Source organism: Kordia aestuariivivens (assembly GCF_014397005.1).
Lineage (GTDB): Bacteria > Bacteroidota > Bacteroidia > Flavobacteriales > Flavobacteriaceae > Kordia > Kordia aestuariivivens.
In genome coordinates this window covers 349,621-374,498 of record NZ_JACGWS010000004.1, presented here as the reverse complement: position 1 = coordinate 374,498, position 24,878 = coordinate 349,621, and the positions used below count along the sequence as shown (strand labels likewise).

The window sequence follows — 24,878 nt, the reverse complement described above, 5'->3', positions numbered from 1 at the left end:
AAATGGAAAACAATACGACAACGGGTTGCGTTTGCAAACTCCTTATAATTCCGTGAATTCAGGGTTGTACTCTTATTACAGACTTCTTATAATTCCGTGAATTGAAGGTAGTGTTCTTTTTATAGGCTTCTTTTTATATATAGGTTTACACCTAAATCTAATATGTTTTATAAAAAATAAAAATTATGAAAAACAAAATTTATGCGCTCTTGATGCTGATTATGATTTCTTCTTGTGATAATGAACCTGTGGAAATACTAACATTGAGCAGCGAAAAAGCAATTGTAAGTTTTAGCATTAATAATGTGGATGCATCCATAAACGAAACTGACAAAACAATTACACTGGTTTTGCCAGGTGGAACTGACATTACATCATTGTCGCCAATGATTGCCATATCTAATACTGCTACTATTTCTCCAAACTCTGATGCAGCTCAAGATTTTTCTACTCCTGTAATATATACAGTTACAGCAGCAGATACGAGTACGGTAACATATACAGTTAATGTGACGACAGGAATAGCACTGAGTGCCGAAAAGGAAATAACTAGTTTCAGTATCAATTCTGTAAATGCAACGATAAATGAAACTGCAAAAACGGTGATGATTACCTTACCTTTTGGAACTGATGCTACTTCATTGAGTCCTACCATTGTCATTTCAAATCTAGCAACGATTTCTCCAAATTCGGGAGTAGCTCAAGACTTTACAAATCCAGTTATCTATACAGTTACGGCAGAAGATGGTAGTAGTGTCAATTATACAGTTACGGTTACTGTAACTGCTGCTAATCTTAGTAATGAAAAGCAAATAACTAGTTTCAGTATCAATTCTGTAAACGGAACAATAAATGAAACTGCAAAAACGGTGATGATTACCTTACCTTTTGGAACTGATGCTACTTCATTAAGCCCTACCATTGTCATTTCAAATCTAGCAACAATTTCTCCAAATTCGGGAGTAGCTCAAGATTTTACAAATCCAGTTGTATATACAGTTACGGCAGAAGATAGCAGTAGTGTAAATTATACAATTACGGTCACGGTAACACAAAGTACGTGTGCGGATCCTTCAAACATTTATACGTTTACGTACAACGGAAAAATATATGAACTCGTAAGAGAAAACAAAAATTGGGCAGCTGCAGCCGCTTGTGCTGCAGAAAGAGGCGGATACTTAGCCGAAATTAATGATGCAGCAGAAAATGCAGCTATTTTTAATGAGCTGATGAACAATGCAGGTATAGTATTAAGCAATACGGTATCTAACAGTGGTGGTGCTGCATCCTATGTATTTTTAGGTGGAAATGATATTGCTTCTGAAGGTGTTTGGGTATGGAATGGAAACAATGACGCAAATACGACACAGTTCTGGCAAGGTGATGCTAGTGGAACTCCTGTTGGCGGATTGTATAATAATTGGGGAGTAGAACCAGACAATTTCGCCGGAAATCAAGATGCTTTAGGTATCGGATTAAATGTATGGCCACAACCCGTTGGAGGACTAGGAGTGGCAGGTGAATGGAATGATATTCCTGCTAGTGACTCACTTTATTATTTAATAGAATTTGATTAAAAAATAAGTAAAGAAATTTTAAAAGTATCTAAGACAGTTCGGATGTATTTCTGAACTGTCTTGTATGCTGTTTTAAAGTTAACATGGGATTGTTTTTGACGGTATCATGTACTAAAAGGAAATAATAACTTCTGATTATAAGTTAATTACGGTGTTCCCGTAAATGATTGCTAATTTATTTTTATACTTTCTTTAGCGAATCAAAAACTTTATATCATGAAAAAAAGAAAACTTACATCTTTAACGCTTAACAAAAAATCCATTTCAAATTTTGACAATAGTTCAATTAATGGAGGAGACGACGACGACAATTCAGCTTTCTGTTCGGTGGGATGTTTCACTCAAGGACCAGAATGTAACACTCAAGATGTATTTAGGTGTCTCACTGGTGACGCTTGCCCTACTGTTTTCGGCTGTCCTTCTTTTGTGAGGTGTCACTAAAACTAGAGTTTAAAAGTTAACTACGGTGTTCCCGTACCTGATTACTGATTTGTTTTTATACTTTTCGATATAATCAAAACTATATATCATGAAAAAAAAGAATCTTGCCTCTTTGGCATTAAACAAAAAATCAATTTCTAAACTTGAAAATGTTCTTAAAGGAGGATATCATCAGACTTGTACTCCAACTTGTACGACTACAGCTCTTTATTCTCAATGTGGACTTCAAAACTGTTATTAATTTCAAGGCGATCTTCGGATCGCTTTTTTTATTTTCCTTAACTACTGTTTTAAAGTTAACTACGGTGTTCCCGTAACGGACTACTGATTTATTTTTATAACTTTTCTTCTTAATCAAAACTTTATATTATGAAAAAAAGAAATCTTACATCATTAAAACTAAACAAGAAATTAGTTTCTAATCTTGATTCAATAAAGATCAAAGGAGGATTACCTCAAGCAAGAACAAATGTTCATTGGGGATGTACTCACAAATAATTTCAAGTGATCTTCGGATCGCTTTTTTCTTTAGAATTACTGCGGATTTAATTTATACGCATCAATTACACATAAAAAAAGTCCAGATATTCTCTGGACTTTACTTTTAAATATATTCGGAAAGGATTCTAGCTTTCTTCTTCTCCTATTGTTTCTCCTTGCGTAGTTACAGAACCTGTTGATGCATTTCCGTATACAGGTGTTTCATTTCTTAAAATATCAATAACGTTTGCAAAGTTTTCAGCAGTCATGTATGGTGTTTCTTGACGAACACCTTTGAATGTTGTAAAATAAAACTTTCCTAAATCAATTTTCGGGTCCCATATAGCTTGATATCCGCTTAACTTGGTCCATCCATTTGTTCCTTGTGCATAATGTGGCATAACTTTTAATTTAATGGTTAATATGCTACAAATGTACTTGGTATCTAATAAATTTACGTAGGAAAAACACCCTTATTTCATAGGTAATAACCTGATTTTTAATGTGTTTAATGTGAGTGAGTCTAATTAAAAAAACAATTCAATCACAAACACACTTGATATAAAAACAGGGAGATAAAAGAAAAGCGAACCGAAGTTCGCTTACATGTTAATTTTGAGGGCATCCACATGACCAATCTGGACAAGTCATTGTTTCATCTGTTGGGTCGCTTGGGCCTGGGCAATTAGGGTATTCTGTTTCACAATCTATAATTGAACCAGGAAGTGGTAGCATACATCTAATTCCGCTACCACCATGTAGTCCGTTTAAATTAGTTGTCACATTGAAGTTGACGATAGATTTTTTGTTCAGTTTTAAAGACTTAAGATCCTTCTTTTTCATAAAAATATATTTTAATAATTAATAAGAATTCAAACTTATAGGAAAGACAAGAGATTAAAAAGAGATGCCAATCGTGATTTATAAATAACGGGCACTAAGTTCTGAAATAGGACTTTTTCTCACCAAAACTTAACGCTTATTGTAAAAACACGACGCTTACTAAAAATCTTTGGAAATTTTAAAAAACTCTTGGATATTGAATACGAAATTAAAAGAAACGACATGCTTTTAATGCTAATGTTTAATAAAAAAGAAGAAAAAATGTCAATTAAATTTAAAGTAATCACGCGTAAGAATCCAAGGGATTTAGCCGCACCAGAAAAGTATTATCCGAGTTCCGTAACAGGAAGTATTTTAGACTTAAACGAACTAGCCGACTTAGTTGGCGATGGTTCTACCGTACGTCGTAATGATGTATATGCCGTATTAATAGGATTGGTAGATGTTGCCAAAAAGCAATTAGAATTGGGAAACATGGTTCGTTTGGGCGATTTAGGAAGTTTTTCCATCAATGTATCAGCTATAGGAAAAGATACAGCTGAAGAAGTTACAGGCGCAGCCATTGAAAAAGGAAAAATAATCTTTAGACCGAGTAGTAATTTAAAACAGATGTTAAAAGCATTAAAATATGAAAAAGTAGGCGAGTCTACTATATAAATAAACGACTCAAAAAGATAAAGTTAGTGCCATAACTTTTTTAGTGAAAAATTCTATCTAAATCTTTTACAGATTTTATCAAGATAGAATTTTTTTTTGTCTTGATGTTTTGGTCAACTTATCAAGATAAAATTTTATTTTATCAAGACAAAATTTAGGGCTTTGTTAAGCCTAGTGTTTATGGGGCTTTCGCCGTTTGGTGGAAATGGTTGTTTTTAGTGTGTTAATTTCATGTTTTTTATGAAAATGCACTTGTTTTTTGAAGGATGCTTCATGTATAAGTTTCAGTCTTTACAGTTAATAAAGTAGTAAAATACGGTTTCCCGTTTTGATTATAGATTAATATTGGGTAGTTTAGGTGGCGGTAAAATCCAATCATCTACAAAGTCAAATAAAATAAATATACGGCTTCGTTGAATATTCATATTGGAAACAATTTAAAGTTAATATCATTAAATTTTTAATATGCGAATAAACAAGCTACAAATTTCTAAAGTTGATATAGAAAAAAATGAAGTGGAAAATATAGATTCATCAGTATATGGAGACGAATTATTAGACTATTTAACGGAACTATTCGAAACTGTGATTTCAGGAAGTAGTGGAAGACGTTTTGAGTTTGATAGAAAAACAACTGAAGTCAGAGTTCAAATCACAAGATTGAATAATGCTGAAGATTTACATGATATTTCAAATGTAATTGCAAATAGACTGCTTATAAAAGAATCTGATGTTCAGAAGAAGATGGATAAACTAAATATTTCTATCTTGAAAGGAATTATAGTGCAGGCAGTTATATTAGATGGTATTTCAGAAAAATTTATTATATGTAAAGCTGACCACAATGATTTTTTAGATGATGTAAATTATAAACTTACAAGAGGTCTTCCTGTAAAGAAAAAAGCATTTAAAGCATTTGTTTGTGATTTAAATAGCACAGACGAAATAGAAGAAGTACTAGTTTATGATACTAATCCAAAGGATACAAAATATTGGTGGAAAGACTTTCTTGAACTTTCAAAAATTTTTACAGATGAATATAATACAGAAAAGGCTTTTAATGCAATTGATAAAGGTGTATTTAATAGCATAAAGAAAAAATATAAAGAAGATCATACATACTTACGAAATAGTGCTGTTAGATACTTTCGGTCAAATGATATGTTTGAAATGAATGATTTTCTAGATAATGGAATTGGAAATTACAATCCAGTTGATTCAGATTTGGATATTGAATTATTAAAAAATAAAATTAGAGAATTGCCATCAAAAGAAAGAGCACCATTTGATAACCAATTTACTATCGTAAAAGAAAAAGTAACAGCATATTTTAAGCGTACAGTATCACTAACTGATCAGGTTACTCTTGAGATTAAACAAGATATTCCTGAAAATATCATTTTAGCACATAAAGACCCTGATGGTACAAAATATGTGAAGATTAGATCTGATAAAGGTTATGAGCGTTTTAAAAAAGATAACATAATAGACTAATGTATAAAATAAGTTCTTTCTTAGGGAGAATTTTCTCTGGCTTAAAATTAAATAGCGAGAAGGAAGATCACAAAAACTTTGAAGCTAATTTTCAGGCTCAATCAGTAAATTCTGAAAGTTTAACAAACATAGAAAATTCGTTAGATTTTCTTATAAATAATGATACTATAATCTATAGCGTAATTTTTGGAAATTCTGATCCAATCATTCTTAATTCAAAGAAATTAGATTTTCAAAAATTTATAAGTGATTTAGAAGAAGAATATATTCATCAAGAAGAAGAGCTTATCATTATAAAAGTAACAATACAAAAAATAGAATTCAGTTTTTATCGTTCTATTTATAATTTAGACTTATTTGTTAAAAACCTCAAAGTATTAACTACTAGTGAATTTTTATCTGTTTTTACAAAAGCTTTTTCTGAAAATGATTTAATAATATTTAATGTTTTTGAATTAAAAGAATCTTTTAACACTTCTAATATTTTTTTTCTATCAGCAGAAAATAAATTTGAAAAAGAACCTTTAAAAAAAAGAAATTCGGATATTTTGAAATTAAAAACTGTTTGTCATTATGAAAGTAATGATAATCATTCTTTATCTCCCAATGATTTTAATTTTGAAAATGTAGATTTAGTTGAACCTCAATTATTCGAACTTTTTCAATTTTATTCAAATTTATTATCAATAATATACCTTTTTGATATAACTTCTCTAAAGGATAGTATTCTGACATATAAAATTAATGGTTATAAATCTTTTAAAGGTAATCTTGATTTAACTAAAATTAAGGTTGATGGATTAAAATATTATTTTCCAATTTTTGAATGGGTGTATAATGGAGGTAATTTAAATGATAAGATTGGATTATCAAGAAATATTATTTCATTACATTTTAAAGATAGCAAAATATTAGAACTAGATGATAATACATTTCAATCAATACAATCTAGTTACAAGGTTTATGAAAAGGATAATATAAAGCAATATGTAGAAATTAGGAACAAAATTTCAGATCAATTATTAGATTTTAATAATCAAGCTATGAAAATAGTAGAATCATTTGCTAGTGGTTTTCAAAAAAGTTCTTTAGCATTAATTAGTTTTTATATTTCAACCATAGTAATTCGTGTGCTAACTAAAGGAGACTTTATAAATGTTTTTACATTGGATGCTATTATTCTTTCTACAGCATTTATTTTAGGTTCAATTATTTATTATTGCGTTTCTCGATGGGATATGAAAACACAACGCGAAAGGTTCGTGAAAAGCTATAGAAATATGAAAGAGAGATATTTAGATTTACTTGATGAAAATGATATTGAAAGAATTTTGAATGGAAATATAGATTATGAAGATAACTTGGCTTATATAGATAAAAAAAGAAAAGTTTACAGTCGTTTATGGTTTTCAATTTTGATTATTTTATTTACAGCTTCTATTATATTATACCTACTTTACAATACTAATGAAATTACAAATACTGTACTTTATCAAAAAACATGTAAATTATTGTTCACTATTTTTAATAATTTAATTAACTGATATACTAATTATTATTAGAAAATAACACTACAATTTCCCCTTAATCCGTTCCAACTCATCAATTACTTTTTGGAGTGCTTCGGTTGGGTTTTCATCTTCTTTAGTAGGAATGAATAAATCGCGGATATCGACATCTAAGGTGTCGGCAATCTTTAATAATAATTCAGGTTTTGGAAAGCTATTTCCTTGAACAATATTTGATATGCTAGCTGGCGTAACACCTACTTTTTCTGCAAGGTCTTTACCCGACACATCTTTATCTTTTAATATTTCTTTGAGTCGTAAAATATTCATGTTTCTATAATCTGTAATAATCAAGGTAAAAGTACGAAAATTATAGAGATACTAAATATATCTGTTAAAAATTATGGTTTCATTTGCATTAAATAAAAGCATTATTTATATTTACAGTGTAATAATTATAGTAACACTAAATATTTAATACTTTTTAATAGATATTATGACAACACAGCAGCAACTCAACAAAGAATTGGTACAAGAACTAAAACAACTAAAGCAAGAACTCGCCAAATACAAACGTAATTTTGAAATAGAAATGAACATTAAAAACTATTTGTATTTCTTTATTTTAACGAATGATTTACTGGATTTGCTTAAGGAGTTTAAACAAAAATACAATAATGATAACGGAGATTATTATATAAAGTCATTGGAGTTTTTGGTGAATACAAGTACTTAGTTACAAATTAACTTACGAAATTGTGTGAATTTACTTAACTTTATCCATGTTAATTAATAAAATCAATACGATGAAGCAACTATTCAAAATTGCCTTTGGGTTTGTATGTATCCTACTATGTTTTTCATGCAACAATGTAGCCCTAGAACTTACTTCACAAACTAAATACCCTGAATTGGGAAACTATGCTCGTTTTGAAGTGGAAATGGTTGGTGACTATGAAAAAATGGCTTCAGGTTTAGATTCGTTGTTAAGCGAACATATTACTTCATGGAAAGAAATGAGAGAAGAAGACAAAACTTTTTTTAAAGAAAACTTCATAAAAACGATAAAGCAGCAAGTAAAAAATGATGAAGCTATTGTGTATAAATCTGCTACATATAATGTGAGTGGCATAAAAGAACATGATTCTTTATCTATAGAAGTTACTGTTGGTAAGCCTATACACGCACATGAAAAAGATGATCACGTATTAAAAGGATATATTAAATATAATAATGAAGAAAAAATAGATTTATATTCATGGACAGTTGGTGTTCCAATTGTTATTAAAGTTAGTAGTTCATCAAAAGATCTAGGAATATTAAAATATACAAACAATTATGTTATACGAACTGAAAAGCATGTGTACGACTTTGCAGACGCAGTATGGGACCTGAGAAACGGCAAGTAAATACTAAGCTTTTATATATAAATAATTAGAGTTTTTATTGAATACGAGTTCTTGAGTAATCCCTATGCTAGCCCTCATTTGTAACGAGTGCTTCATAGTTATAACAACCTTCCATACATACGTTTCAACTCATCAATGACTTTTTGTAATGCTTCTGTTGGGTTTTCAGTTTCTTTGGTAGTCTAGAATAATTCCCAGGTATTTATAACGAACAATAGTTAAAAATATGATAAAAGTGAATTTGCATTTTGATTATGGATTGATATAGAGTAGTTTAGGATATAATAAAATGAATCAAATACAGTTTTTTTTTATTATAATAGAAACGTATAACGCTGTGCATATTTTTAATTAAATGGGAGAAAAACCACTACTAGTACTATTTGTAATCATAGGAATTTTAATTAGTTGCACAGACTCAAAAACTTTAGCATCTGAAAAAGTTTTGGATGAAAGTTATGTTCCCAAAAATTTGAACGAAGCACTTACCCAAATTGATTTTCAACTATCAGATTCTTTAAAAATAGAAATTAAGAAAAAATCGGAAAGTGATTTTATAGGTGAAGTTCACTTTGGACTTGGACTAGGAATTCGAAATAATTGGAGGTTATGGAAAGGTTCTGATTTATCAAAGTATTTCAATGATATAGGGATTTATCACCCTGACGATATGTCTAGTATCATCTTAGTAAGTTATTATAGAAAACTGATTGGAATTGAGATAGAATTAGAAGCACAAGTTGCTTACTATCAAGAATATTGGGATGGTGTAGAATTAACGCGACTACCAGAAAAATCAGAGTATCCTGAACCAAATACTGAGTTTAGAGTTTCCATAGGTTATAAAAGTTCTATTAAAAATAGAAAATGGCCAACTGTTTATCTTCAGACAAATTCTAAAACTGAAAATTTCTGGATTTATGATTACTATTACGGCTGGAAAAAGATTGATTTAGAAACAAAACAAAAGCTTGAAGACTTTAAGACTAAAGACATTGAATCAATACTGAATAAAATATTTGACTAGAAATTTCAAAGAACTAGACCACAACTTCCCTTTTATACGCGCAAAGTCGGGAGGCTTTGCTCAGCTGTATAAAATGCGTTTTCCCATTTTGATAACCTGCAAATAATAGGTAGCTTACATCGTAATACAACGAAACTATATATAAGGTTTCATCATTAGTAGAAATATTGACTCTTGGCTATGTATAGTCGAGTCGTTAGCAACAATTAAAAAAATGAAAAAAGCAATAATTATACTTACCCTTATTTTAGTTTCATCTATTAGTTATGGACAGAGCGAATCTTTACCTAATCCCGAAGCTTACTTCTCAGCTATAATTGTAAGTGATATTGAATCTTCAATTACTTGGTATTCAAACAACTTTGGGTTTAAAGTTTTAAATAAAATTGAATCCGAAGAAAGAGGATTTAAACAGGCAAACCTGAAATGCGGAAACATATTGATTGAACTGATAGAATTAAAATCATCAGTGTCACGCAAGAGTCTATTGAAGAATCATCCAAAAAAGACAAAAATAGACGGATTCTTTAAGTTTGGGTTTTTAGTCTCTGAATTTGAAAAATGGGTAGATCATTTAAAACAAGCTAAGGTTGAATTTTATGGAAGCGTAGTAACTGACAATTTATCGGGTAAAAAAATGCTACTAATTAAAGACCCTGACGGCAATAGAATACAACTATTTGAAAAATAAAATTGTTGCTACTTTGTACAGTGATAATCATGGTATGCTTTTTGTTTAATGTCAGGAGACTATGCACAGCGATGTATTAATTTGAATGTTTTCTATGAAAACCTACTCGTTATTTCAAAAATGTGCTAAAAACAAATTCATGTATATTTGTGGGGATAGCACTTTATAATTATAGACGCAGTAGCACTAATAATAAAAAATAATGAAAACAATAAATCAATTTTTAAAGAAGAGTGTTTTAATTCTATTTTTAGTAGTTTTTTCAAACATTTTAAATGCTCAAATCAATAGGCAAGAGCAGTCAATGTGGTGTTGGGCTTCTTGTATTCAAAGCTCTTTATACCAGGCAAATGTGAATGTTTCTCAGGCAAGTGTTGTTTCAAGATTGGTAGGTTGGCCACAAAACAGACCTGCATCTACTCTGGAAGTAATGAATGTTTTAAGATCTTATAATTTCAAAGCTTCGGCTGTAAATTACCCAGCCAATCCGCAACAATTATATAATACCTTATTAAGTGGCTGGAAAGTCATAGCATTTGTAAATCCTACCAATAACCCAGAAGTTGGGCACTTTATATTGCTTCAAGGAATAGCGCAAAATGGTTCCATCATTGTGAGTGATCCTACATACGGAAATACCTATCGACAAAATATTAACGATTTGTATTACGGTTGGAAATGGAGTCAATCAATTGTAGTAGGTACGCCTTAAAAAACACTTACATTTAGAAAATCTACACTTTTAGAAATTACAAAATATAAAATAAACAATTAATTATGAGGTTGATACTAGTTACAATTATTTCGTTAATAACATTAAATATACATGCACAATCTAAAGATGAAATTATAAAGGAATTGGAAAGTGTATTAAAATCACATTGTGTAAGTACCGATTTAAAAAATGCTGAAATCTACTATAATACCGAAGAAAAGATATTTGATTTCGGGGAACGCTATGATTTAGATACCACCAAAATTACTTATGAATTTGTAGGTACGTCAGAAGAACCTATATATATCCTTCAATTTGTACGAGATTCAAATCCAAACTCTTCCACAGGTTTCTTTTTTGATAGTAAAAAAAGTGTGTACCAAGTACTTGATTTGATTTATAGTTTAAAGAAATTAGAATAAAATGTAGATGTAACTCAAAGTAGAGAGACTTTGCTTAGCGGGTTGTTATGATGTCGTGGAATAACTATCAAAAAGTCAGAATATTATAAAAATATTTAGAGTTTTGATGAATACTACTTTGTAAGTTTTATTAAAATTATTTTTAAATTGACCAATCTTCAAAACTTTCAAATCAATTCATTGCTACATTAACTCATTGAATAATTGTTTCATTATTAATTTAATGTACTTTTGCGTTTTAGCAGAGCAATAGATGGAAGATAATTATAAAATGGTTGCCAAAACCTTACATGGTTTTGAAGACCTATTGGAGGAAGAACTTAAAAGGTTAGGCGCGCAAGATATCCGAAAGGGTACACGTAACGTAACTTTTAGAGGCGATAAAGGTTTTATGTACAAAGCAAACTTGTGCTTGCGTACAGCGATCAAAATTTTAAAACCGATCCGATATTTTAAAATTAAAAATGAAAAGGATTTGTACGACCAAGTGTACAATATGCATTGGGACAAATACCTAACGCATGAAGATACTTTTGCCATTGATGCAACCGTTGCTTCAGAACAGTTTACACATTCGCAATACATTGCTTTGAAAACAAAAGATGCTATTGCGGATAAGTTCAGAAACACCGAAGGAAAACGTCCAAATGTGGATATCAAATTTCCAACGCTTCGGATTCACGTACATATTCAAAATGACGATTGTTCTATTTCATTAGACAGTTCGGGTGGTTCGTTACACAAACGTGGATATAAAACGGCAACGAATATTGCACCAATCAATGAAGTATTAGCCGCAGGATTAGTGATGATGTCTGGTTGGGACGGACAATCTGATTTGCTCGATCCGATGTGTGGAAGTGGAACGATTGCTATTGAAGCAGCCATGATTGCTTGTAATATTCCGGCAAACATCAATCGAAAAGAATTTGGTTTTGAAAAATGGGGAGATTGGGATGTTGATTTATATGAACGAATTGAAGAATCTTGTCTTAGAAAGATTCGTGAATTTCATCATAATATTTACGGTTATGACAAAGCGCCTTCGGCAGTTCAGAAAGCTAAAGACAATGTGAAGAATGCTAATTTGAGCGATTATATAAAGATTAGTCAACAAAACTTCTTTGAGACTAAAAAAGAAGGAGACGAGAAGCTTCATATCTTATTCAATCCTCCGTATGGAGAACGTTTGCATATTGACATGGAAGAGTTTTATGCTAGTATTGGCGACACCTTAAAACAAGGATACGCGAACACCAATGCGTGGTTTATTACGTCTAATATGGAAGCTTTGAAACATGTTGGATTGCGTCCATCGCGAAAAATAAAAGTATTCAACGGAAAGTTAGAATCGCGCTTGGTGAAATACGAAATGTACGCAGGAAGTAAAAAAGCCAAATATCAAAATAAAGAGCAAGATGTAGATCAAAACCAAGCGCAAGATCAAAGTCAAGATAACTAAATTGTACACGTATGAAACCAAAAACTAAAGCACTTATTTTGAATCTTATAGCCTTTATGACGCTGTTCTTAGTGTTTCGTTTTACGCTAGGCTATGTAATACCCGTAAGCGGATTGTGGTTGTCTTTAATTTGTGCAGTTATCGCTAGTATATTAGCACCAAAGTTTGCAGCTGTTAAAGAAGATGGCAAAGAAAAAGTATTGATGAGTTCACTTTTTACAAAAGGGCATAAGGAGGTTTAGAAACATTTCTATTTCTCAATTCTTCAACCAACCCGCAATACTGTTACGTTCTCTAGTAGCGGAAGGATGCACTTCATGTTCCATTTCGTCACTTCTAAAAAAGACCATGCGCCCTTCTAATGGTGAAATGTTTTTTTGCTCAGCGTTTAACGGATATAAAGATAAAACACCTGCGTCTTTTTCTTCCCAATTTTGATTTAGGTATAAAACGATCGAATATTTTCGTCCTTTTTCGCTTTTGAACTGATCCAAATGTCTTTTGTAAAAACTTCCGAGTTCGTAATTAGCGTAATGGCTTTCAAATGTTTTAATGGAGGTAAAGCAAGTTTTGTTGAGGTGATGTATGAATCTCCAGATTTTCTTTAAATAGATTTTTTCATATTCATTGGTGCTTAGTTCTTCAATCCAATTGACTTTATCGCTTCTAATTAATTGATCATTTTGAAAATCTACTTTGTTACCAATCCCTGCTGATTTCATCTTTCCTGAAGTATTCAGTGTAGTGATATTGTTTCTTAACCCAGTTATGATACTAGGAATTATAAAGTCATTACAACAACCGTATTGATTGTCAATAAGTCCTTGAATTAGTTCTTCAAATTGGTTTTGCTCTTTAATCTCCTCCGCATCATTCATACTTTTAGATTTAGCATACACGTAAGTGAGCTAATTCACACTACAGTATATTTACAAGAACGTCATTCTTTGAATCATTCTAGCTTAATTAACTGTATATTATTTGAGTAAGCCTTCCAGATACTGAATTACATCTAAATATTTTTCATGATGAAGTTTTGCAATGAATTTTGGATTTTCTTTACGATATACGTCTAACATTCTACTTCCAGTATTTTTTGAATGTGTAGCATTTGCAATACGATCGCAGAGTTTTATAAAAGTTGCGTATGGTGTATTTTTGATACCTTCATAATAATGTTCACCAGCACGTTCGCTGCGTGTTTTTCCTTTATCGTTGGTAAGCGCGTATGCGAGTTCGGCAACGTCTTCATTCAATGCTTTTTTGACATCGTTGTAGGTTTCGCGTGCATCTTCTATTATATCATGTGTCCAACAACCTGCCAATACATTTTGTTGTGCTTTTTCAGGAATGAGATGTAGAAATTGTTCAGCAGCATTGACAACCATTTGCAAATGAAATTCATACGGATATTGATCATATCCATGATTGGCATCGCGATGTTTTTCTGTCGCGTACGTTCTTGCTTTTTCGCTAATTGTCATGCCTTTTGGGGTATTTGAAATTTCAATCTAAAGTAATAAATAATAGTTTAGTGTAATGTTTAATTTTGAGGTTATCCGCTAAATTCTGAATATAAAAAAAGTTGCCTTTTGAGAGACAACTTTATATGTTCTAAAACGAATTAGAGTTTAAGAACCTTCTTCGTCAGTAGCTTCTTCCTTTTTCTTTTTTGTTTTTTTGTAGATTGGAATTGAATAGCTAATTGTATAATTGAATCCTGCACCAATATTGCTGTCGGACGTTACTTTGTTGAATCCTGGAATGAAAAGGTTTTGAAAGTTTTCAGGTTCTTTTGTACTTAGTAATCGATTCAAGCGCAAGCTAAATCCCATGTAAATGTTATCATAGAGTTCCACTTTTATACCTGCAACGACTTCAATCCAATGTCCATTTAAACTAGAAAATTCTGTTCCTGGCGTTTGCGTCAAGATACTTTCGCCTTCCACATGTTGATTTGTTTGATATACAGTATAACTATTTAATGTTTGTTTGTGTGTACTATATCCGTAGCGCATTCCAACCACAATCGCATTTTGCATTCCAAACCAGTTTTCGTAGGCGTTAAAGTCAAATCCTAGTTTGATGAAACTTCCTTCTGTTGTAAAATTGATTTGTTCTTCATCAACTGTTTTTTGTTCGTTTCCTAATTCTGCAGCTAGGTAAAACTTTTTTGTCAATCTAAAATCTGCGGCAATTTCAAAGCCTTTATAATCGTCTTCGAGGAGCATACGAATTGGTTTGCTCAAATCTAAACCAACGCGCAATCCGTAACTCTCTTTCGCAGGAATTGTATCGCTAACAACGGCTGTTGTTGCTTCTGTATCTTGTGCAAAACTCACGCTCAACACTAAGCATGCGAGTGTACTAATGATATATTTTAACATGCGCTATAGTTTCGTTTTGAACTTCTGTTATGTCTACTGTAATTCCCGTAGCAGGAGTAATCCAGTTATCAGTATCTGTGGTAATTACCGCGCCAGTTGGATCATCTTCTAATGTATAATTTACAATGTATCCGCAAGCTCTGGAAAGAAATATTTCCTGTGCTTCGTAGTTAAACGTAATGATATCTTCGTTTCCAGCAGTTTGAACGCCCATGTCATCTTCTTCATAACCAGAAATAAATCGATATTCCGTACTATTTTGTTGTGTGCGGAGTGGAATTGAAACTGTATTTACTGTTTGTGCATCTGATTGAATTGGATCAACAATAACCATAACATCTACTCCATCTATAACTACAACTTCCATAGTAGGATCAACCGCTTCAACCCATAATCCTGTTACGTTTTTAAGCACATCTTCTCCAGTGGCAATATGTATATCAGCATCAAAAAACTCAATTACTAACAAAGGCGTTGTCAACGTTCCTTCTGGGCAAATATCATCTTTCTCGCATGAAAAGGACAGTATTGCTGCCAAAGCAACTACAACTGTGATTCCTATATAGGATAACTTCTTCATATATTTTATAACTTCTGTTTAATTTCTCTTTTCCAAAAGTACAACATTTTCAATGTGATGTGTCTGTGGAAACATATCCACGGCTTGTACTTTGGTTACTTTATATGTTGCGTCCATCAATGCTAAATCGCGGGCTTGTGTAGCGCTATTACAACTTACATACACTACTTTTTCAGGTGCAATTTTTAAAATTTGTGCGACTACATCGCCGTGCATTCCATCACGTGGTGGATCGGTAATAATAATATCGGGTGTTCCGTGGGCGGAAATAAACTCTGCGTTAAACACTTTTTTCATGTCTCCAACAAAGAACTCTGTATTTGTAATATTGTTGAGTTCGGCATTTTCTTTGGCAGCTTCAATCGCTTCTGGAACCGATTCAACACCAACCACTCTTTTTGCTTTTTTTGCGACAAACTGTGCGATGGTTCCTGTTCCTGTGTATAAATCGTATACGAGTTCATCACCTTTTAATCCTGCGAAATCGCGTGTAATTTTATATAACTCATACGCTTGATCAGAATTTGTTTGATAGAACGATTTTGCGTTAATCTTAAACTTCAAACCTTCCATTTCCTCAAAAATATGATCGCGTCCGTTGTAGCAAATCACTTCCTGATCGTAAATTGTATCATTTCCTTTTCCGTTGATTACATATAATAACGATGTAATTTCTGGAAACGTCTCTTTGACGTAGTCTAATAATAAAGTGCGTTTTGCTTCATCTTCTTGATAAAACTGAATTAACACCATCACTTCTCCAATAGAAGAAGTACGCAACATTAACGTACGCAACAATCCAGTTTGGTGGCGCGTATTGAAAAAGGTAATGTCATTTTCTGTGGCAAATTGTCTAATTGCATTACGAATTGCGTTTGACGGATCGGCTTGTAAGTGACATTTCTTTACATCTAAAATTTTGTCCCACATCCCCGGAATGTGAAATCCAAGTGCGTTTCTATCGCCTAAGTCTTCTTCCGAATCTACTTCTTCTTGTGTCAACCAACGACTGTCCGAAAATGAAAATTCCATTTTGTTTCGGTAGAAATACTGTTCGGCACTTCCTAAAATTGGCGTTAATTCTGGTAATTCAACTTTTCCAATTCTCGTTAAATTATTAAAAACCTCTTTCTGTTTGTAAAACAATTGGTGTTCGTAGCCCATGTGTTGCCATTTGCAACCGCCACAGGTTCCAAAATGCTCACAAACAGGTTCCACACGTTTATCTGAATATGAATGAAAGTGAATTGCTTTCCCTTCATAAAAAGCTTTCCGTTTCTTATATGTTTGAATATCTACCACATCACCTGGAACGGCATTTGGTAAAAATATGACAGTTCCTTCATCAGTTTTTGCTACTGTTTTTCCTTTTACGGCAGTATCAATCACTTCAACCTTTTCAAAAACTTGTCTTCGATTTCTTCTTCCCATGCGGCAAAAATAACAATAGCGGTAAATATATAGATTATTTATGGCGGGAATATTTAAAAAAATGCTAAAACTTTTGAGAGTTGTTATTTGTCGACTTGAATTAAGAGATATAGCAATATTGTTAAACAAATAAAAAAAATGAAAGCAAATCAATTTCTTATTCATATATTTACAAAAAATAAGCAAATAATCGTTTAAGATGAAAATTCAGGAATTTAGTTTTGGTAATTTTAAATCTTTCAAAGATATACAGACTTTAAATCTTTCTGCTGCTAAAATAAAATCAAGTAAACAAGAAATTGATTTGAGAAATGTTATTCAAGGAAAGAATAATGAGAATATTTCTTTTCTAAAATCAAAAGTAATTTATGGTGCAAATGCGGGCGGTAAGAGTAATATAGTCAAAGCTTTGATTGCATTTATTAGAATTATAGAAAACTCAGTTAAGGATGAGAAAATATTAAATATTATTGATTCATATAGGTTATCTACTGAAACTGAAGATTCGCCCAGTTTTTTTCAAATTATTTTTTGGGATAAAAATGTTAGGTATCGATATGGTTTTGAGGCTACTGATGAGGATATTAAAGCAGAATGGTTGTATGGGAAGCCTAAAGATAGAGAACAACCTTTTTTCATTAGGGATAATCAAAAAATAATAAGTTTAGATAAAACAAATTTTAGTGAAGGAAAAAAGATATTAGATTTATTGGATGAAGACATAGAAGAAAACGATGTTTTTCGAAATAATTCTTTGTTTTTGACAACTCTTGCAACTTTTGGTTTTGGTAAATTATCTAAACAACTAATAGATAGTATTACTTCAATTTTTGTTATAAATGGTTTACGAGATCGAGATTTATTTAAATACGCTGCATTCTCTTTGAGTGATGAGAAAAAAAAGAAATATATTCTTGATTTTCTCAAACATGGAGATATTGGAATTGAAGATATGAAGGCAATTGAAATTTCGACTGATGATTTACCAGATGATATTGACGAGGATATTCGTGAAAAATTTGATCGCGATAAGAAAAAAAAATTACTTGTAACTTCAAGAAAAAAATATGATGAAAACCTTATTTCAACTAATAACGAACCTTTTGTTTTTGGTGATAGTGAATCTGAAGGGACTCAAAAATTATTTGAGTTAAGTCCTTTTATATATGATGCGTTAAATCAGGGAAGAGTTCTAATTATTGACGAATTCGATGCAAGATTTCATCCATTATTGACTAGAAAAATTTTAGAATTATTTAATTCAAATGAAAACACTCGTTCACAATTTATTTTCACGACCCATGATACGAATCTTCTTTCTTCTAATATATTAAGAAGAGATCAAATAGAGTTTGTAGAAAAAGATAAATATGGAGCAAGTCACTTGTATTCTTTAGTTCAATTTAAAGGAATAAGAAACACAGCTTCATTTGAGAAAGATTATATTCAAGGTAAATATGGGGCAATTCCATTTTTAGGCGATTTTAGTAAATTAATTAATACTGAAAACGATGCCTAAAAGAACTAGAGCAATTAAAAAAACAGATGTAAAAGCACAAAAGCCTTGGTTAAAGAAAATAGGTGATTCTTCATACCTTGTTGAAGAAGTAGAAACAAATAAAACTATCTTGATAGTTGGAGAAGGACAGACTGAAAAATTATATTTTGAATCCTTTCCTGTAATAACTCTAACTGTCGAGGCTATAGATTTAAAAGGTCAAAGTAAACTTAAGTTAATAGAATCTACAACTTCTATAATTGAAAATAGTGACACCAAGTATGATGAAATTTGGTGTGTTTTTGATATGGATGTTAAACAAGGAGAAAAAGAATTTTCTGATTTTGATAATGCTATTACTAGTGGTAAATCTTTAGGTTACAAGATTGCATACTCTAATGATTCATTTGAATTATGGTTTTATTTACATTTTAATTATACTGAACAAAAACATCACAGAACATTTTATTATGAATTTCTTGGAAAGCAATGGAATCTGAATTATAAGAAAGATGGTAAAGTATATAAGTTCTGTCAAACGATTTATTCAAAATTAGAAAGTGATGAATATGCATCGCAAGAAAATGCCATAGAAAGTGCTAAAAAACTCTTTAATAAACAATCGACCTTACCTTATCATCAACAAAATCCAGTTTCTTTAGTTTATGAGTTAGTGAACTACTTGAATGCAAATAAGAGAAAATAATTACTATATATTTTGCTTATGAGAAAAAAGCCAATCCAAGAAAAAAACTTTCCTCAAATCAGCTTATGACATATTTTTAGCAACTAGCAACTAGCAACCAATACCTAACTCCTAGCGGAAGTATGATGTACTTCAATCTTCGCTTTTGGGTTTGATCGGTTCAAACTCAACGAAACATGATCTATTAAATTATCAGGATCGTCAAACTTAAAATGAATCATCTCTTTTTCTACTTTTGCTTCCAGAATTCTTGCGCCACTTACCTGTGTGCCTTTTGAAGCCAATTCCAACGTAACTTCATGTATATGTTTCATCAAGCTTTCTGTTGCGGCATCTACCGACAGCGCTTTTAAATGTAATGCGTCAGCACTCAAGGAAATCTGACGAATTTTTTCTTGTGTTGTATTCATAATGATTTTGTTTTAAATGTTTTATACTATTTTAAACTGGTTTCTAACTGGCTATTACGCTCCAGCCGAAGCAGTACAATTAGAATCACTATAATATACTTCCACCTTAACATCTCCGGGAGATATGGTAATATTAAGCTTAGATTGACTCACGCCAGGATATACATATTGTCCGCCAATATTAAAATTTGCTGGATAAAAATATCGTGTGAGACCTTGTTGACGTACAATAATCCACGTTAAAATTGCTGGGTTTGTGCCCGATTGTGCACCAACTAAAATGTTAAGGTTGTTTCCATTTCGTATTGGATTTACAACCACTGAATTGCATTGACTTGCCATAATTTTTTGGTTTTGATAGGTTTCCTACTCTTTTGATATAGGTTTTTCGGATGCCACCTGTGTAAAAAACAATTTATTACACTACAAAAATAAGAGGTTATAGGTTTCTTGTAAAGAAGGAAAACACCCATAATTAGGGAAATATGAACGCAAAACGTAAAATTTTAAATGTAAAAGTAATTTTGAATAAAGAATAAAGAATAAAGAATAAAGAATAAAGAATAAAGAGTAAGGAGTAACAAATCAACAAATAACCAAATCAACAAAAAAAAAACAAAAGGGGCAAAGCGACTTAACCCAAAACCCAAAACCCAAAACCCAAAACCCAAAACCCAAAACCCAAAACCCAAAACCCAAAACCCAAAATTTTAAATGTAAAATTATTTTTGCTAGAAGCTAGAAGCTAGAAGCTAGAAGCTAGAAGCTAGAAGCTAGAAGCTAGAAGCTAGAAGCTAGAAGCTAAAAACCAGCAACCAAAAAAAAACTATCTTTAAGAAAACTGAAAATACTTTCTACAAAAGTGAACCTGAATTACTTTTTTGCGTCTTTAGTATAGACGGAACTATTTTATGCATAAAAAAAATCATATATCTGATGGAATATTAGTCACTCGCTACGTAGAAGGCGATCAACCTGCATTGGCGATGTTGGTCAAGCGATTTCACAAAACATTTTGCAATCAGGCGTATTGGATTGTCAAAGATTCAGATGCCGCAAAAGACATTGCGCAAGACAGTTGGAATCTGATTATCAACAAAGTACACACCTTAAAAGAAACTGAACGTTTTAAAAGTTGGGCATTGCGAATTGTACATCGAAAAGCTATCGATTGGACAAAAGGAGTTTCCAAGCAATCGCAGCATCATGAAGCGTATAAAGTGACCAAATCCATTCGGGACATTCCGTCTGAAGATATATCACCGTTAAAACAAAAATTATTGACCGCAATAAAAGAATTACCAACAAATCAACAACAAGTAATTCGGTTATATTATGTACATGATTATTCATTAAAAGAGGTTTCAGAAATCATTAAAATATCAGAAGGCACGGCAAAATCTAGATTGTATCATGCCAGAGAGAAATTAAAAACAATACTAAAAACATAGAAAACATGAAAAATATAGAAGACATTGACGCATTAATTAAGGAAACACTTACGGAAGAAGAAGCAAAATTTTATGACGAACTCGAAGAACAAGGACTTTGGGGAACGGTTGGTAGTATTTTTCAAGGGAAACTAGGCTGGCTAGCAGTTGTTATGAATATTGTGAACTTAATTGGATTTGGCGTATTGATTTATTGTTTAATACAATTTTTCAACGTTACCGAAACAAATGAATTGATCAAATGGGGATTTGGTGCTTTTATCTGTTTACTATTCAATACAATGATTAAAATGTATGCTTGGATGCAAATGGACAAAAGAGCTATTTTAAGAGAAATGAAACGATTGGAGTTACAAGTGTCATCATTAGCAGCAAAAACAAATGAACATTGATAACGATTGGAAGATAATCCGGAAACATGTAAACGATAGTTTTAAAACAAGTTTGCATGTTTCTATAGCTACGGTTGATTCGGAAAATAATCCGACAGTAACACCAATTGGTTCGCTATTTTTAAATCGTGATCAATCAGGATTTTACTTTGAAAAATTTACATCAAAATTACCTTTAAACGCCACTGAGAATAATAACGTCTGTGTTTTGGCCGTCAATAGTAGTAAATGGCTGTGGTTAAAATCTTTGTGGAAAGGAACATTTAAAAAACATCTCGCATTGCAACTTTATGGAACTTTAGGCGAACGACGAATAGCTACCGAAATAGAACTCAGTAGATTATCAAAACGTATGAAACTGACCAAAAAGTTAAAAGGAAACACATATTTATGGAGCGATATGAAGTATGTTAGAGAAATTAAATTTCATAATGTAGCCAAGATGAAGTTGGGCAAAATGACAGCAGCTTTGTAAATAACTACTAAGAAGAACTATAAATTGACGAATGGTATTGAAAAGCAGTACAATAAATTTTAATTCGAGGTTAATATTTAGTATTTTGCAAGCCTCTAGGGATGATTTCTCTCCCACGCTGAATTTTCGATTCCTCGAAAGGATAAAGGTAGAGTAGGAATGGTTATTTTATGTATCATTTAAAACTTTATTAAAATGGCTGTTTTAGAACAACAATTAACATCTCAGCAAGCAATTGAATTAGAAGACAAGTATGGCGCGCACAACTATCATCCACTTCCAGTGGTGTTGAATAGAGGTGAAGGCGTTCATGTTTGGGACGTAGAAGGTAAAAAGTATTATGACTTTCTTTCTGCATATTCTGCAGTAAATCAAGGACATTGTCATCCGAAAATTGTGAACGCAATGGTTTCACAAGCGCAAACATTAGCGTTAACGTCGCGTGCATTTTACAATGACATTTTAGGTCAGTATGAAAAATTTGCGTCAGAATATTTCAATTTTGACAAATTATTACCAATGAATACAGGTGCGGAAGCGGTAGAAACTGCTTTAAAAATCTGTAGAAAATGGGCGTACGAGAAAAAAGGAATCGCGGAAAACAAAGCGGAAATTATTGTCTGTGAAAACAACTTTCACGGAAGAACGACTACTATTATTTCGTTTTCAAACGATCCAGTAGCACGTAAGAATTTTGGACCGTATACAAGCGGATTTATCAAAATTGAATACGATAATCTAGAAGCTTTGGAAGAAGCATTAAACAACAATCCAAACGTAGCAGGATTTTTAGTAGAGCCAATTCAAGGTGAAGCTGGAGTATATGTTCCATCTGAGAACTATCTCGCGAAAGCGAAAGCATTATGTGAAAAACACAACGTATTGTTTATTGCAGATGAGGTTCAAACAGGAATTGCACGTACAGGAAGATTGTTAGCAACCTGCGGAAACTGTTCTTGCGAAAAGAAAGATTGTAGCGGAACTCCGGATGTAAAACCAGATATCCTAATTTTAGGAAAAGCATTATCTGGCGGCGCATATCCAGTATCAGCAGTCTTAGCAAATGATCCTATTATGAGTGTGATTCGCCCAGGAAATCACGGTTCTACTTTTGGAGGAAATCCTATTGCTGCAGCCGTAGCAATGGCAGCTTTGGAAGTAGTAACAGATGAATCATTGGCAGAAAACGCTTTTCAACTAGGAGAATTATTCAGAAGCGAGTTAAACAAATATATTGAAACAAGTGGTATTGTAAATCTTGTCAGAGGAAAAGGATTGCTAAACGCAATTGTTATCAATGACGATGAAGAAAGTGATACAGCGTGGAATATTTGTATGGCACTTAAAAACAATGGATTATTAGCAAAACCAACACATGGAAACATCATCCGTTTTGCGCCACCATTGGTAATGACAAAAGAGCAATTGCTAGAATGTGTAGCAATTATTACGAAAACATTAAAAGAATTTGAATAATGCCATTCCGAAAACAAGATAGTTCTGTATTTGATAATTTCGAATTGCGATTGAATGAAAGTTCAAAAAAGTTCTTACGCGAAACTGCGAAATGGGCTTTTATTTTAGCAATTATCGGATTTATTATGATTGGAATCTTTGTTTTTGTGGCGGTTTTTTTCTTGGTAATGTTCACGGCGCTGAATAGTAGTGTAAATCCGTTTGTACAAAGTGGATTATCTGTAGAATTTGTAGCGATCGTATATTTTGTGATGGCACTATTATATTTCTTTCCCGTTTTATATTTATATAAATTTTCAAGAAAGATGAAATCTGCATTGATTGAAAAGAATACGGAAGATTTAACGCTTGCTTTCTCAAACTTAAAATCGTTCTTTAAATTCATAGGAATTACAGTTCTCATATTTTTAGGACTGTATATTTTAATATTAGGATTTTCAATTATTGCAGGCGTAAGCGCACAATTTTAGAAATTAACACATAACAAAAAAGCGGCTGTACATTGTACATCCGCTTTTTTATGCGCTAATATTCGAGAAAATTATGGCTGCTCTACACCTAAATAATCTAGAAATGCTTGTTGAAACAATTCATTATCTTTTACGATATCCCATCCAAACTTTGTAATAGCCCAAATAAGAAAAATGAGTATTAACATATTGAGCACGATACCAATAATAGCCAGTACTTTTCCGATAGTGACCGTTGAATAATTGTCATATCCTTGCGGATCTTCTTTATAAATATTCGTAGCTTTAGTCACTAAATAAATAGTAATTAAACCGAAGATGAGTCCAATACCATTAAAACAGCAACCAATAATAGATAGTGCGCCTAAAACGACAATGAGCGTAGCATTGGGTAATTTTCTAGATTCCATAATGTAATAATTAAGTTAGTTAATTTATATATTTATTGATAAAACTAATGGTAATAATAACGCCATTAATAATAACCAAATTTCGAATGAGTTTTGATGCAAAACTGAAGTTGTAATACATGTTTACTCCAAGAAACCCGAAAAATAATAGCAATGTATAAATAGCTGGATACATTTTAAAAGCTGCTACAAATTCACCATTGAGTATCAATGCAAGCGAACGTTGTATGCCGCAACCTAAACAGTCAATGCCAAAATACTGCTTCGTAAAACAAGGAAGCATATAATCTTCAAGATTTATCAAAGAGGAAAGTATTAAGTGCTTCAAAATAATGCTTTTGGATTAAATGGGTTTAACTATTGGAAATACCTTTGGCGTTTCAACTGCGTTATAAGTAACCAATGCTTCTAATTTGTTACGAAAAAACGGTTTAATTTACTGATTTTTATCAAAACTACGCTAAAC

General features: G+C 31.9%; 33 protein-coding genes. 21 read left to right on the top strand and 12 right to left on the bottom strand.

The genetic code is table 11. From position 1 onward, the window contains the following. The first annotated feature begins 185 nt into the window (after positions 1 to 185). The 3 genes from H2O64_RS09120 (at position 186) to H2O64_RS24180 (ending at position 2,516) form a co-directional block, all read left to right on the top strand. Complete coding sequence (locus H2O64_RS09120; RefSeq protein WP_187561875.1) at positions 186 to 1,577, top strand: DUF5018 domain-containing protein; 1,392 nt, start codon at positions 186 to 188, stop codon at positions 1,575 to 1,577. Between the two features lie 529 nt (positions 1,578 to 2,106). Continuing rightward, complete coding sequence (locus tag H2O64_RS09115) at positions 2,107 to 2,259, top strand: hypothetical protein (protein ID WP_187561874.1); 153 nt, start codon at positions 2,107 to 2,109, stop codon at positions 2,257 to 2,259. Between the two features lie 128 nt (positions 2,260 to 2,387). After that, positions 2,388 to 2,516 (top strand): hypothetical protein, encoded by a 129-nt coding sequence (locus H2O64_RS24180; RefSeq protein WP_262890637.1) that lies wholly within the window; start codon positions 2,388 to 2,390, stop codon positions 2,514 to 2,516. 128 nt (positions 2,517 to 2,644) lie between these two features. On the opposite strand, the gene H2O64_RS09110 is transcribed toward H2O64_RS24180, so the two are convergent. Both H2O64_RS09110 and H2O64_RS09105 read right to left on the bottom strand, forming a co-directional pair. Then, positions 2,645 to 2,899 (bottom strand): hypothetical protein, encoded by a 255-nt coding sequence (locus H2O64_RS09110; RefSeq protein ID WP_187561873.1) that lies wholly within the window; start codon positions 2,897 to 2,899, stop codon positions 2,645 to 2,647. 208 nt (positions 2,900 to 3,107) lie between these two features. Then, positions 3,108 to 3,341 (bottom strand): hypothetical protein, encoded by a 234-nt coding sequence (locus tag H2O64_RS09105; protein WP_187561872.1) that lies wholly within the window; start codon positions 3,339 to 3,341, stop codon positions 3,108 to 3,110. A gap of 261 nt (positions 3,342 to 3,602) precedes the next feature. On the opposite strand from H2O64_RS09105, the gene H2O64_RS09100 reads away from it, so the two are divergent. The 3 genes from H2O64_RS09100 to H2O64_RS09090 all read left to right on the top strand — a co-directional run bounded on the left by H2O64_RS09100 (position 3,603) and on the right by H2O64_RS09090 (position 7,036). Beyond that, entirely contained in the window at positions 3,603 to 3,998 is a 396-nt protein-coding gene (locus H2O64_RS09100) for an HU family DNA-binding protein (protein WP_187561871.1), read from the top strand. Positions 3,999 to 4,463: 465 nt separating this feature from the next. Continuing rightward, complete coding sequence (locus H2O64_RS09095; protein ID WP_187561870.1) at positions 4,464 to 5,492, top strand: nucleoid-associated protein; 1,029 nt, start codon at positions 4,464 to 4,466, stop codon at positions 5,490 to 5,492. After that, positions 5,492 to 7,036, top strand: a complete 1,545-nt coding sequence (locus H2O64_RS09090; RefSeq protein ID WP_187561869.1) for a hypothetical protein — start codon at positions 5,492 to 5,494, stop codon at positions 7,034 to 7,036. The genes H2O64_RS09095 and H2O64_RS09090 overlap by 1 nt, the downstream gene beginning before the upstream one ends. A gap of 27 nt (positions 7,037 to 7,063) precedes the next feature. Here H2O64_RS09090 and H2O64_RS09085 read toward each other — a convergent pair whose 3' ends face one another. Then, positions 7,064 to 7,354 (bottom strand): helix-turn-helix domain-containing protein, encoded by a 291-nt coding sequence (locus H2O64_RS09085; RefSeq protein ID WP_235982808.1) that lies wholly within the window; start codon positions 7,352 to 7,354, stop codon positions 7,064 to 7,066. 142 nt (positions 7,355 to 7,496) lie between these two features. Between H2O64_RS09085 and H2O64_RS09080 the strand changes: the two genes are divergently transcribed. The 8 genes from H2O64_RS09080 (at position 7,497) to H2O64_RS09045 (ending at position 12,968) form a co-directional block, all read left to right on the top strand. Then, positions 7,497 to 7,736 carry a hypothetical protein gene (locus H2O64_RS09080; RefSeq protein WP_187561868.1) on the top strand — a complete coding sequence of 80 codons (240 nt, stop codon included), beginning with the start codon at positions 7,497 to 7,499 and terminating at the stop codon, positions 7,734 to 7,736. A 70-nt stretch (positions 7,737 to 7,806) separates the two neighbouring features. Beyond that, positions 7,807 to 8,409, top strand: a complete 603-nt coding sequence (locus H2O64_RS09075) for a hypothetical protein (RefSeq protein WP_187561867.1) — start codon at positions 7,807 to 7,809, stop codon at positions 8,407 to 8,409. Between the two features lie 355 nt (positions 8,410 to 8,764). Continuing rightward, positions 8,765 to 9,436: a DUF6794 domain-containing protein gene (locus tag H2O64_RS09070; RefSeq protein ID WP_187561866.1), complete on the top strand. Its 672-nt coding sequence runs from the start codon at positions 8,765 to 8,767 to the stop codon at positions 9,434 to 9,436. Between the two features lie 214 nt (positions 9,437 to 9,650). Beyond that, entirely contained in the window at positions 9,651 to 10,127 is a 477-nt protein-coding gene (locus H2O64_RS09065) for a VOC family protein (protein WP_187561865.1), read from the top strand. A 202-nt stretch (positions 10,128 to 10,329) separates the two neighbouring features. After that, complete coding sequence (locus H2O64_RS09060; RefSeq protein ID WP_187561864.1) at positions 10,330 to 10,839, top strand: papain-like cysteine protease family protein; 510 nt, start codon at positions 10,330 to 10,332, stop codon at positions 10,837 to 10,839. A gap of 65 nt (positions 10,840 to 10,904) precedes the next feature. After that, positions 10,905 to 11,264 (top strand): hypothetical protein, encoded by a 360-nt coding sequence (locus H2O64_RS09055; RefSeq protein WP_187561863.1) that lies wholly within the window; start codon positions 10,905 to 10,907, stop codon positions 11,262 to 11,264. A gap of 253 nt (positions 11,265 to 11,517) precedes the next feature. Then, positions 11,518 to 12,726: a THUMP domain-containing class I SAM-dependent RNA methyltransferase gene (locus H2O64_RS09050; protein ID WP_187561862.1), complete on the top strand. Its 1,209-nt coding sequence runs from the start codon at positions 11,518 to 11,520 to the stop codon at positions 12,724 to 12,726. A gap of 11 nt (positions 12,727 to 12,737) precedes the next feature. Continuing rightward, the gene (locus H2O64_RS09045; protein WP_187561861.1) at positions 12,738 to 12,968 is read left to right on the top strand and encodes a hypothetical protein; all 231 of its coding nucleotides are present in this window, start codon (positions 12,738 to 12,740) and stop codon (positions 12,966 to 12,968) included. A 15-nt stretch (positions 12,969 to 12,983) separates the two neighbouring features. Here H2O64_RS09045 and H2O64_RS09040 read toward each other — a convergent pair whose 3' ends face one another. The 5 genes from H2O64_RS09040 to rlmD all read right to left on the bottom strand — a co-directional run bounded on the left by H2O64_RS09040 (position 12,984) and on the right by rlmD (position 17,124). Further along, positions 12,984 to 13,604 carry a 2OG-Fe(II) oxygenase gene (locus H2O64_RS09040; RefSeq protein WP_187561860.1) on the bottom strand — a complete coding sequence of 207 codons (621 nt, stop codon included), beginning with the start codon at positions 13,602 to 13,604 and terminating at the stop codon, positions 12,984 to 12,986. A gap of 99 nt (positions 13,605 to 13,703) precedes the next feature. Continuing rightward, on the bottom strand, positions 13,704 to 14,210 hold the full coding sequence (locus H2O64_RS09035; RefSeq protein WP_187561859.1) for a phosphohydrolase: 507 nt from the start codon (positions 14,208 to 14,210) through the stop codon (positions 13,704 to 13,706). 147 nt (positions 14,211 to 14,357) lie between these two features. Beyond that, a complete protein-coding gene (locus tag H2O64_RS09030; RefSeq protein WP_187561858.1) occupies positions 14,358 to 15,113 on the bottom strand; it encodes a DUF6048 family protein in 756 nt (251 codons plus the stop codon). Further along, on the bottom strand, positions 15,094 to 15,693 hold the full coding sequence (locus H2O64_RS09025; protein WP_187561857.1) for a DUF6452 family protein: 600 nt from the start codon (positions 15,691 to 15,693) through the stop codon (positions 15,094 to 15,096). The genes H2O64_RS09030 and H2O64_RS09025 overlap by 20 nt, the downstream gene beginning before the upstream one ends. Positions 15,694 to 15,711: 18 nt before the next feature. Then, positions 15,712 to 17,124 (bottom strand): 23S rRNA (uracil(1939)-C(5))-methyltransferase RlmD, encoded by a 1,413-nt coding sequence (gene rlmD, locus H2O64_RS09020; protein ID WP_187561856.1) that lies wholly within the window; start codon positions 17,122 to 17,124, stop codon positions 15,712 to 15,714. Between the two features lie 199 nt (positions 17,125 to 17,323). On the opposite strand from rlmD, the gene H2O64_RS09015 reads away from it, so the two are divergent. Together H2O64_RS09015 and H2O64_RS09010 are read left to right on the top strand one after the other, a co-directional pair. Further along, the gene (locus H2O64_RS09015) at positions 17,324 to 18,643 is read left to right on the top strand and encodes an AAA family ATPase (protein WP_187561855.1); all 1,320 of its coding nucleotides are present in this window, start codon (positions 17,324 to 17,326) and stop codon (positions 18,641 to 18,643) included. Further along, positions 18,636 to 19,328 (top strand): RloB family protein, encoded by a 693-nt coding sequence (locus tag H2O64_RS09010; RefSeq protein ID WP_187561854.1) that lies wholly within the window; start codon positions 18,636 to 18,638, stop codon positions 19,326 to 19,328. The genes H2O64_RS09015 and H2O64_RS09010 overlap by 8 nt, the downstream gene beginning before the upstream one ends. A gap of 104 nt (positions 19,329 to 19,432) precedes the next feature. Here the strand turns inward: H2O64_RS09010 and H2O64_RS09005 are convergent, their stop codons facing one another. Then, positions 19,433 to 19,738 (bottom strand): hypothetical protein, encoded by a 306-nt coding sequence (locus H2O64_RS09005; RefSeq protein WP_187561853.1) that lies wholly within the window; start codon positions 19,736 to 19,738, stop codon positions 19,433 to 19,435. 54 nt (positions 19,739 to 19,792) lie between these two features. Next, complete coding sequence (locus H2O64_RS09000; protein ID WP_187561852.1) at positions 19,793 to 20,080, bottom strand: hypothetical protein; 288 nt, start codon at positions 20,078 to 20,080, stop codon at positions 19,793 to 19,795. A gap of 569 nt (positions 20,081 to 20,649) precedes the next feature. Between H2O64_RS09000 and H2O64_RS08995 the strand changes: the two genes are divergently transcribed. The 5 genes from H2O64_RS08995 to H2O64_RS08975 all read left to right on the top strand — a co-directional run bounded on the left by H2O64_RS08995 (position 20,650) and on the right by H2O64_RS08975 (position 24,002). Continuing rightward, positions 20,650 to 21,189 carry an RNA polymerase sigma factor gene (locus tag H2O64_RS08995; RefSeq protein WP_187561851.1) on the top strand — a complete coding sequence of 180 codons (540 nt, stop codon included), beginning with the start codon at positions 20,650 to 20,652 and terminating at the stop codon, positions 21,187 to 21,189. Between the two features lie 5 nt (positions 21,190 to 21,194). Further along, complete coding sequence (locus H2O64_RS08990) at positions 21,195 to 21,581, top strand: DUF6768 family protein (protein ID WP_187561850.1); 387 nt, start codon at positions 21,195 to 21,197, stop codon at positions 21,579 to 21,581. Next, complete coding sequence (locus H2O64_RS08985; RefSeq protein ID WP_187561849.1) at positions 21,571 to 22,056, top strand: pyridoxamine 5'-phosphate oxidase family protein; 486 nt, start codon at positions 21,571 to 21,573, stop codon at positions 22,054 to 22,056. Before H2O64_RS08990 ends, H2O64_RS08985 begins: the two co-directional genes overlap by 11 nt. A gap of 195 nt (positions 22,057 to 22,251) precedes the next feature. Continuing rightward, complete coding sequence (rocD, locus tag H2O64_RS08980; RefSeq protein WP_187561848.1) at positions 22,252 to 23,532, top strand: ornithine--oxo-acid transaminase; 1,281 nt, start codon at positions 22,252 to 22,254, stop codon at positions 23,530 to 23,532. Further along, positions 23,532 to 24,002: a DUF5362 family protein gene (locus H2O64_RS08975; protein ID WP_187561847.1), complete on the top strand. Its 471-nt coding sequence runs from the start codon at positions 23,532 to 23,534 to the stop codon at positions 24,000 to 24,002. Before rocD ends, H2O64_RS08975 begins: the two co-directional genes overlap by 1 nt. 71 nt (positions 24,003 to 24,073) lie before the next feature. Here the strand turns inward: H2O64_RS08975 and H2O64_RS08970 are convergent, their stop codons facing one another. Together H2O64_RS08970 and H2O64_RS08965 are read right to left on the bottom strand one after the other, a co-directional pair. After that, positions 24,074 to 24,412, bottom strand: coding sequence for a CCC motif membrane protein (locus tag H2O64_RS08970; protein WP_187561846.1), 339 nt, complete (start codon positions 24,410 to 24,412; stop codon positions 24,074 to 24,076). A 19-nt stretch (positions 24,413 to 24,431) separates the two neighbouring features. Continuing rightward, positions 24,432 to 24,740, bottom strand: coding sequence for a DUF2752 domain-containing protein (locus H2O64_RS08965; protein ID WP_317173821.1), 309 nt, complete (start codon positions 24,738 to 24,740; stop codon positions 24,432 to 24,434). Positions 24,741 to 24,878 lie beyond the last annotated feature (138 nt).